This window comes from Candidatus Anstonellales archaeon (assembly GCA_038869735.1).
GTDB lineage: Archaea > Micrarchaeota > Micrarchaeia > Anstonellales > CG1-02-47-40 > JAWCQO01.
On the sequence record JAWCQO010000006.1, the window covers coordinates 59,490 to 68,254 of the forward strand.

General features: G+C 41.8%; 5 protein-coding genes. 2 read left to right on the forward strand and 3 right to left on the reverse strand.

Features of this window, described 5'->3' with window-relative positions; translation table 11 throughout:
- The first annotated feature begins 2 nt into the window (after positions 1-2).
- Positions 3-2,954 carry a CARDB domain-containing protein gene (locus QXF67_03370; protein MEM3060544.1) on the forward strand — a complete coding sequence of 984 codons (2,952 nt, stop codon included), beginning with the start codon at positions 3-5 and terminating at the stop codon, positions 2,952-2,954.
- Between the two features lie 284 nt (positions 2,955-3,238).
- On the opposite strand, the gene QXF67_03375 is transcribed toward QXF67_03370, so the two are convergent.
- The 3 genes from QXF67_03375 to QXF67_03385 form a co-directional block, all read right to left on the reverse strand.
- Positions 3,239-4,360 carry a Glu/Leu/Phe/Val dehydrogenase gene (locus tag QXF67_03375; GenBank protein ID MEM3060545.1) on the reverse strand — a complete coding sequence of 374 codons (1,122 nt, stop codon included), beginning with the start codon at positions 4,358-4,360 and terminating at the stop codon, positions 3,239-3,241.
- A gap of 37 nt (positions 4,361-4,397) precedes the next feature.
- Positions 4,398-5,411, reverse strand: a complete 1,014-nt coding sequence (locus tag QXF67_03380; GenBank protein MEM3060546.1) for a hypothetical protein — start codon at positions 5,409-5,411, stop codon at positions 4,398-4,400.
- An 81-nt stretch (positions 5,412-5,492) separates the two neighbouring features.
- Positions 5,493-7,490 carry a hypothetical protein gene (locus tag QXF67_03385; protein ID MEM3060547.1) on the reverse strand — a complete coding sequence of 666 codons (1,998 nt, stop codon included), beginning with the start codon at positions 7,488-7,490 and terminating at the stop codon, positions 5,493-5,495.
- Positions 7,491-7,609: 119 nt separating this feature from the next.
- Between QXF67_03385 and QXF67_03390 the strand changes: the two genes are divergently transcribed.
- Positions 7,610-8,398, forward strand: coding sequence for an HAD-IIA family hydrolase (locus QXF67_03390; GenBank protein ID MEM3060548.1), 789 nt, complete (start codon positions 7,610-7,612; stop codon positions 8,396-8,398).
- Positions 8,399-8,765: the final 367 nt, after the last annotated feature.

Below are 8,765 nucleotides of genomic sequence, written 5' to 3' on the forward strand. Positions count from 1 at the left end.
TTATGAACCATAACCGCTTCTTTGTTTTTTTGCTGGTGGCCGTTTTTCTCCCGTTTTCTTCAGTAACTATAAGTGGAAATCTAAACGATTTTGAGGCAGTTAGATACCCTGATGCCAATGAAACTTTTTTAACAGATATGTCCTACTCACTTTCTTTTACGGTCTCAACAGACTCTAGAGTCCTAACAAGCAATGCAGAGGCAGCAAATCTTCCAAACGAGGCATTCGTATGTCCCGGCAATATTCGTGCAACATTTTCCCCTTCATTATCATTTGCAAGAAGATATCTGACAAGCGTTGCTCCACTTCCTGAGCGTTGTAACTTGCCACTGCAATATCAGAGCCAACAAAGTGGAACAGCCCAGCTTAACAATGCACTTTTCGAGACCCTCAACTCTACTCCGTATCATCGACTTGAGCAAGACAATCTAGGAACAAGAACTATCTACACTGGGCTGGCCAATGCCGTTTTATCAGATTCCCAGAGAAACATATACTATTCGCAAAGATTTGACGAGCCGACATCTCCAGGTGCTGGAAACGCAGGGGTTCTTTGCACAGGCACTGCCACTATAATAAAAGATAACAATGAAAGATTTTCTTTTGATTTCCCTACCCACCCGTCAGCACTATTTCAAAACTTGCAAGCGCGAAGCGAACCTTATACCTTAGGGGCATATGTATCAATACTTGACTGCCACGGAATTATAGCTCCAAAGTGCAGGAGTCAGAACGGACAGATTGTAGACCCACTGCAAATACAAAAATTCATCTACTATACGGATAGCGACGCATACCGCTTGTCTACAGAGCGAGCTTCTCTGAGAATCTACGTGCGCAATCCCTCTGTCGCAGCAAGCGCAAGAATAGTTCAGATAAACAATCAGCCCCCTCCGCAAATTCTGGTTATCGATAGAGGCCAACGAATTCCAATAGAAATTGAGATTTCAAATTCTCAATCAAGTGAACCACGCAAAGTGCGAATAACGTCTATAGCAACAAATAACAATGCTGTTTCCATATCAATGGATGGCGTTCCGACTGCATGGATAGATGTAGGTAGAAGCTCAATCTTCACAGCCACTTTAACGGCCAATGCTGAGTACACCGGCCAGATTGCCATTGTAGTTTCCCTCGAAGCTGATGGTATAGTATGCGATGGCTCAATCCCAAGGCCCCGTCTATCTATTCCACTCAGCGTCCAGATAATCAGGCCTCTCCCGGATTTGGAAGTTGAGCATGTATCTCGCCAACCCTCTACACCAAACATAGGAGACAACATAACTTTCAGCGTAACAATCAAAAATAGTGGAAGAGGACGAGCAGATTCTTCTTCTGCCTGCCTCGTAATCACAACTCCGAATGGGCAGAGATTAGAGCCACTAATCCAGAACGTTGGCCCGTTAGAAGAAAACCAAACCACAAGTGTTAGATTTGCCTATGCTGTTCAAGGACCACAGGGTAGAACCCAGTACTCAATAAAAGCAGATTGTTTGAACCAAATTTCAGAGTCAGATGAGTCCAACAACGAAATTAGTGGGACGTTTTATGTTTTAGGGCGAGAACAACGAATGCCAAATATACGAGCTGAGGATTTAAGATTGCTCCAAGAACCACTGGTAGGCTCTGAAATTCAGATGGCCGCACTCATCAAAAACCACAGAGGCGAAGTGTCAGAATTTGATACCTGCCTCTTAATTACGAGTCCTTCTGGTCGGGCAATGAGGTACAGCCAAAACTTACCCCACCTTGAATCGGATGAGGAACGCGAACTTAGATTCAACAGTATTCCAATAAACGAGCTTGGGACATACACTGCAGAGGTTTATGCAGACTGCAATAATGATATCAGTGAGGAAAACGAAGATGACAATAGAGTAGAAAGACAATTCAACTCGCGGCTTTCTGATCGCCTTCCAAATCTTCAAGCAAGCCTAAGTGTCTCGCAGCGAGGCTTTATCTGTTCAGGCGACACCGAAAGGATTCTTTTGAGAATAGTAAATAACGGGACTCAAAACATAGAAAATGGATCTGGGTTTTCAAATCGACTTGTAATAATTGAACCAGATGATTCAATCTCATTTAGAGATTTTCGCGTTCAAGGTGGCCTCCAACAACGAGCCTCCACAAACTTTTCTCTCTTCTATCGCTTTTCTCAACCAGGGCCTTATACAATTATCGGCATTGCCGACAATGAAGAAACTATTTATGAGTCGGACGAGAACGACAATGTTGCATCTATTAGTTCTGAAGTTTCTAGAAACCTTCCAAATATCCGGCTTCAGAGTATATCGTACGAACCCGAGAGAAATATACTTCTTGACTCAACATTTTTAGTCAACGTTTTTGTTGAAAACAACGGCTGTGCCGACATACCTGAAAGAACAAATATAACACTGAGCGTAATAATACAAAACCAGCGTCATGGCAATACTCTCGAGCAGAAGATCTCGTACTTAGGAGGCCTTAGGCGCAACCAGACTTACGAATTTCAAGAAATTCCCTTTACCCTTACCCAGTCCTTCTCTGGCATGAACACAATAACTGCAATAGCCGATGAGCAAAATACAATACGAGAGCTTAACGAAAGCGACAATAGATTGGATACATATTTTTTTGCCGGAGGGGGCGCTAGAAGGGGGCCTACATGCATTATTCTGTCTCCTTCCCCCCCACTTTATCTTTCAGGCCAATATCACGACGTTTTTGTCCAATATTTAAATTATGTCCCCAATGGCCCAGTTTATTTTGACTGCGGCAACGGACAGCAAAGGATTGCACTCACATGCCAAGAAGTTGATACAGACGCGTTTTGTATAGCTCAATCCGCATGCAGATACGAAACAGAAGGCGTCTACACTGCCCGTGCAATTGGGCCACCTTCTGCTCCGATATGCCAACGAACAATAGAAGTGGAATTAGATGAATTTTCAATCTGCAATGCTTACATATAATGCTCTTACATATAACTCAAAAATATTTTTTTCATATAAACTTTCTTAAACTAAAGGCAAACAACAAAATCAAAATACCAAAATCCCGGCAAGAAGACAAATGAACAAATGAAGGCAGTATAGAAACCACAAGTGAAAGTGGAGAAGAAAGAGGAAAAAATTACCAAGCCAATGAGATGTTCGCCTCTGCTTGTTTAAAAGCGAGAGTAACAGGAAGAAGAAAGAAGAAAAAATTACCAAGCAAATGAGCAACAAGCTTCTACTTACTCTCACCTAATCTGAATCTAGCGTTTTTTCATGGCTTCCAGAACTCTGTTTTTTGCTATTTCCAGACCTGCTGCTCGCAAATCGTTGTCCTTATCCTTCGACTTCGCAATAGCAAGTCTCACGTTTTCTGAAATTTTCTCTTTTATCATTTTAAACATCTGCTCTTTCGAGCCTCCAATATACTCAACATAAGACGAGATTACCCCGCCAGCGTTAGCAATAAAGTCCGGAACTATCAAAACACCCCTTCTTATAAGCTTTTTTTCTGTTTCATAATCCATTGGAATGTTTGCAGCCTCAACAATTATTTTTGCGTTTATCCTGTCCACGTTGTCCTTATGTATGGCGTTTGGCCTTGCTCCAGGAATTAGAATATCGCATTCAGTCTCAAAAAGACTACTTGGGCCCATTACTCTGCATCCGTCCGGCCCCCCCTCTCTGCTGCACCCATCATAGGCAGTAACTGTTCCTTTTTCTTTCTTCACTTTCATCATCGTCTCATAATCAAAACCATTTTTGTTATACACCGCACCAGATGAGTCAGAGACACAAATGACTTTGGCACCCATATCAGTCAAAAACTTCATGGTGAATGTCCCAACGTTACCAAATCCTTCTATTGCAACCGTTGCTCCCTCAATGCTCATTCCCTTTGCCCTTACCGCTTCCAAAGCCGCATGCGCCACCCCATAGCCGGTCGAGCCTAACTCGTGTGGAAGGCCACCCATAGAAAGAGGCTTTCCTGTGCAAGCTTTCGGGTCTCCTATCTCATCAGCCAGGATTCCCATCTCATTTTCTGTTGTATTCATATCCGGCCCTGCACAATAGAGGGACGGAATTACATTTTTAAGGGCCCTTCCAAACGCCCTTATCAGCTTCTCTTTGTCAGCTTTCTTCGGATCAGCAAGAATTCCACTTTTTGCGCCACCAAAAGGAATCCCAGCCATCGCATTCTTCCAAGTCATTGTTCGGGCAAGAGAAGCTACCTCAGCCGTGGTTATATCCGGAACCATTCTTATCCCGCCTTTTCCAATTCCAAGGGCAGTGTTATCTATAACACAAACAGCATGCAACCCTATACTTACATCATGAACCTCTATTATCTTTTCAGGACCAAATTCATCTACTCTTTCATACATAAACAAGACCTCCTCCGACTTCCCTCGAAATTAGTAGCTATCTACAGACGTGCCTCTCTATATCACACGTTGAGCCAGGACAATCATAATCAGAACTACAAACTGCTGAGACGCATCTGTATTGGTTGGGTCCAGAGCCAAGCTCACACCTTTGGTTATATCTGCAATCAGAGTTCTTTGTGCAATACCCTGGTCTCAATCTACATCTGTGGGTCTCATCGTCACAGAACTCCCATGGAGCGCAGTTTGAACTCTCCGAACAGTAGCCTGGTCTATTTACGCAAATGTGCGTGTTTAAATCACAATTTTGCCATTCGTTGCAATGCTGATTATTGTCACAATAACCCCTTTTTGGTTCGCAGAGGTGTGTTGATGTATTACATGCTTGCCATCCCTTACATGGTGAGTCATCTGTGCAGTAAGATGGTCTTACAATGCACCTATAAAGTGCCTTATCGCAGAACTGCCACTCAGGGCAGTCAAGATCATTGCCGCAAAAGCCTTCCCTAACTATGCAAGTATGGTTTGCAAAGTCACACTTCTGCCATCCTCGGCAATCTATCTCAAGGTCACACCTGCCAGGAAGAGGCTTGCATCTTTTTTCTTGCGTACTGCAGAACTGATGAGCTTCACAATCGAACTGGTCAATGCAGTATCCTGGCTTTGGACTGCATTTGTGTTTTGTTGGATTACAATACTCAAACTCAGGGTCACACATTGCGTCAGAATCACAAAATCCAACTTTTGGAACGCACGTGTTGTTTCCAACTCTACATATTTGCCATGATTCGCAATCCGAGTCCATCGCACACCTCCCTTTCATGTAAGAACAGCGGTGGGTTTCTTGGTTGCAAACCTTAAGCGGTTCTTTTCCTCCATTATCACACTCAGAATTCTGCACACAATAGCCTTCTCTAACCACGCAGGTTCTTTTACTTTGGTCGCATCTCTGCCATTCCTGGCAGTTGTCATCAGAGACACACCCCTTCGAGACACAGCCAGAAAAAAGAACAAAACCAAAAATAAAAGCAAAAAAGTATACCCATCTCATACAAACACACTTGTCATTTATTTCTGCCAGATAAATTATTAAATAGTTTCTTATCTTTTTAAGTATCCGCTTATTATTTTATTATTCTCTTCTAAACCACCTTATGCCCCGTGAAGGCGGTCTTCTCTCCCTATACATCTTAAATAAGAAGTAGGCTATCGCGACAAGAGAAGCAGCAATTATAATACCAACAACTACAATAGCCAATCCAAAAATGAGGTTATTGTCAAAAGACCTTTTATTCTGCTGTGCCAACCTCAAAGCTTCATCAGCAAGCAAAACCGCTTTTTCCGGCTCAGAATACACATACTTTTTTGCCTCTGAAAGCTTGGCTTTTGGCTCATCAAAATCAGGTGCAAAAATGAGGCTTTCGTTGAGGACCTTTCCTATGAAGTCGTCAGTTTCGTTTATTTTTCTTTGAGCAACAGTCGTCCTGTTTTTCCTTTCAACTAATCTTTTTTGAGCGCCATCTAATGCGCTTTCAAGTTCTACAAGAGTATTTCTTGCCAAATACTCCTGTGAACTTTCCAAATATGTCCTCACCTGCAAAACCATCAGCTGCATGCCACTAATCCCCACATCAAATGAATAATTTTTTGCTTCTTTCTCAATCTCCCCCATCCTCTTCTCAAGGACGTCCAACCTCTCATAGATCACGCTTGCATTCGCAGAAGGTGAAGTTTTTGCCTCTTCGCCCGTTTTATTATTTTTATCCAACTTATCCATCTTATCCAACTTTTCTGAGCCATCCAAAATCTTGCTTGCCTGTGCGATTTTTCTTATTGCTTCATCATAAAGTGTTGCAGAAGTCGCTCCTCTTGCTTCGGACAGAAGCCTTTGCGCGTCTTGTATATCTTTTTCTAATGCCTTATCTCCTCTAGCCCTTAATGTATCTATTCGCATTTCCTCTTTTTGTATCTCGCTAAGAATTCTACTTGAAATCGTATTGCTCAATACCAAAATTTCGTTTTCAATTATATTTTTGCACTCAGAACCCCTATTTGCTGCAAGGGAGAACTCCTTCTGGTTATAGAGGGTTCTGACTTCTTCTGCGCAAATGAAAGCCCGTCTTTCTCCGAATCCAAAACTACGTGAGGCAAATTCTCGTAGCTTCTCGTATGCTGAAATATTTTCTTGAAAGGAAGCTAGCATTGATTCAATTCCCTCATCCCTACCACTTATATTTATAGAAAAAACCTTTATCTGAGCATTCCAAGTATCAGCAACGTAAAGAAGGGTCTCATTTACCCATACGGAGTGCGGGTTTGAAAATTTACATTCGTTCCCAGAGCATGAGCTTCTATCAACCATTCCAACAGGCTCTCCAGTGAGAGTAAAAGCAACAACCCTATTATTTCCCGTATCAGCCACAAACACATAATCCCCAACATATACTCCTCTGGGTGCAGCGAGAAAAATACCTCCTTTGCCCATGCCTATGGATCCTACAAAGCTTCCATTCAGACCAAAGATAGCAATCCTGTTGTTTCCAGAGTCCGCCACATACAAAAGGCCGTCTTTTACAAAAAGTCCGGAAGGATTGCGCAATTCATCATCAGACCCACTACTTCTGCTTCCTATCTGCCTCTCGTATTCATAGCTGTCTCTGCCCACTCTTAATACCACTATTCTGTGGTTCTCTGTGTCAGACACATATAACCGCTTATCAGAGGCAAAAACACCCATGGGTCCTCTTAGACGTTCGCCAACTTTAATCTCTATATCTCTAATCGCACCACCAACTATCATCTTTATCTTGTCGTTGCCAGTGTCAGCAACGATTATGTTCTCTCCATCAAATGCAAAAGCCTTTGGTGATGAGAAAATAAGCGGATTTCCATATGTTCTGCGAACCTCATCCCCACTTATCAGAACTAAATTGTTCTTGTCTGCATCAACCACGTAGACATACTCACCAGAAACAGCAACGTAAAACGGTGCCTTAACGCCGCTTGTTTTATAAACTCCACCGCCTGAACCGTTTAGACTCGTCTTATATAAAAATTCCTGCCCCAAGGAAAAGCTAAGACCAACAGACAAAAAAACAAAAATAAAAGCCAGCCTAACAATCAATCCCAAAACCTCTTTTATACCCTATAATTTTTTTTATAACTAAATACAGGCTATTTGCATCGAGGGTCATGTAATAACAAGCGATAGGAAAACTTTTAAATTCATCAACACTCTAATCCTTGAAAATGAAAATTCAAAATTTCTCATCATTCATTTTTGATTTGGATGGCGTAGTATATCGCGGCTCAACGCCTATAAAAGGTGCCCCTCAAACCATTGAACTCCTGCAGAAGAAAAAGTTGGACTTCTTTTTCCTTACAAATAATGCAACAAAGACGCGATACCAGTACCTAAGAAAACTTGCAAAGATGGGCATACATGTTAAAAAAAATCAGATTTACACTGCAGCTTACGCGGTTGCTAAGTATCTCTCCGACAACGGCTTTAAGCGCGTTCACGTAGTGGGGGAATACGGACTTAAAAAAGAAATTTCAAATTTCAACATCTCGTTATCAGCGGCTAGTAAAGCAGAGGCAGTAGCGGCTGCCCTTGACACAAACTTCACATACAAAAAAATGGGAGATGCTGCAAACGCGGTGCGGAAAGGAGCTTTTTTTATAGCAGCAAATCTCGACCCAACAAACCCAGTAGAAGACGGCTTCCTGCCTGGTTCAGGGGCAATAGTGCAATCAATTGCTACGGCCGCTGAACGAAAGCCTGACATGGTAGTAGGAAAGCCAAACACCTTACTTCTTGATGACATACTTGCAGAAAATTCACTCTCACGAAAAGACACAGCACTTGTTGGAGACAGGCTTGATACAGACATCCTACTGGCAAACAAAAGAAACATTTTTTCAATATGTGTTCTTACAGGCTCAACCTCTAAAGCCGAGATTTCAAGGTCACGAGGACTATATAAGCCAAAGGCCGTTATAAACTCTATTACAGAAGTCCTTCGATTTGTAAAATAAGTAAAATAAGTAAAATAAGCGTATTTCTAAAGCCGAGATTTCAAGGTCACGAGGACTATATAAGCCAAAGGCCGTTATAAACTCTATTACAGAAGTCCTTCGATTTGTAAAATAAGTAAAATAAGTAAAATAAGCGTATTTAGTCCTAAAACGGCGGCTCATCATTTCAGCTCAAAAAATTAGAAAATATAAATCCAGTTTGCAAATCTTGCATCCACATTTTTTTGTAAAGACAAGCCGCCTTATTAAGTAAAAATACATTGGAGTTGTCGAATTCTCTTTTGTTGCTTAATTTGAATAAACTGGTAAATGGCGCCTATCAGAAGGAAAACAAAAAAAGAGAAGAAAGAATAAAAAAGCAAAAATA

What these genes read in the sequence shown, in the direction of transcription:
- QXF67_03370 (MEM3060544.1), top strand. Translation starts at nt 3, where the DNA reads ATGAACCATAACCGCTTCTTTGTTTTTTTGCTGGTGGCCGTTTTTCTC.
- QXF67_03390 (MEM3060548.1), top strand. Translation starts at nt 7,610, where the DNA reads ATGAAAATTCAAAATTTCTCATCATTCATTTTTGATTTGGATGGCGTA.
- QXF67_03380 (MEM3060546.1), bottom strand. Translation starts at nt 5,411, where the DNA reads ATGAGATGGGTATACTTTTTTGCTTTTATTTTTGGTTTTGTTCTTTTT.
- QXF67_03375 (MEM3060545.1), bottom strand. Translation starts at nt 4,360, where the DNA reads ATGTATGAAAGAGTAGATGAATTTGGTCCTGAAAAGATAATAGAGGTT.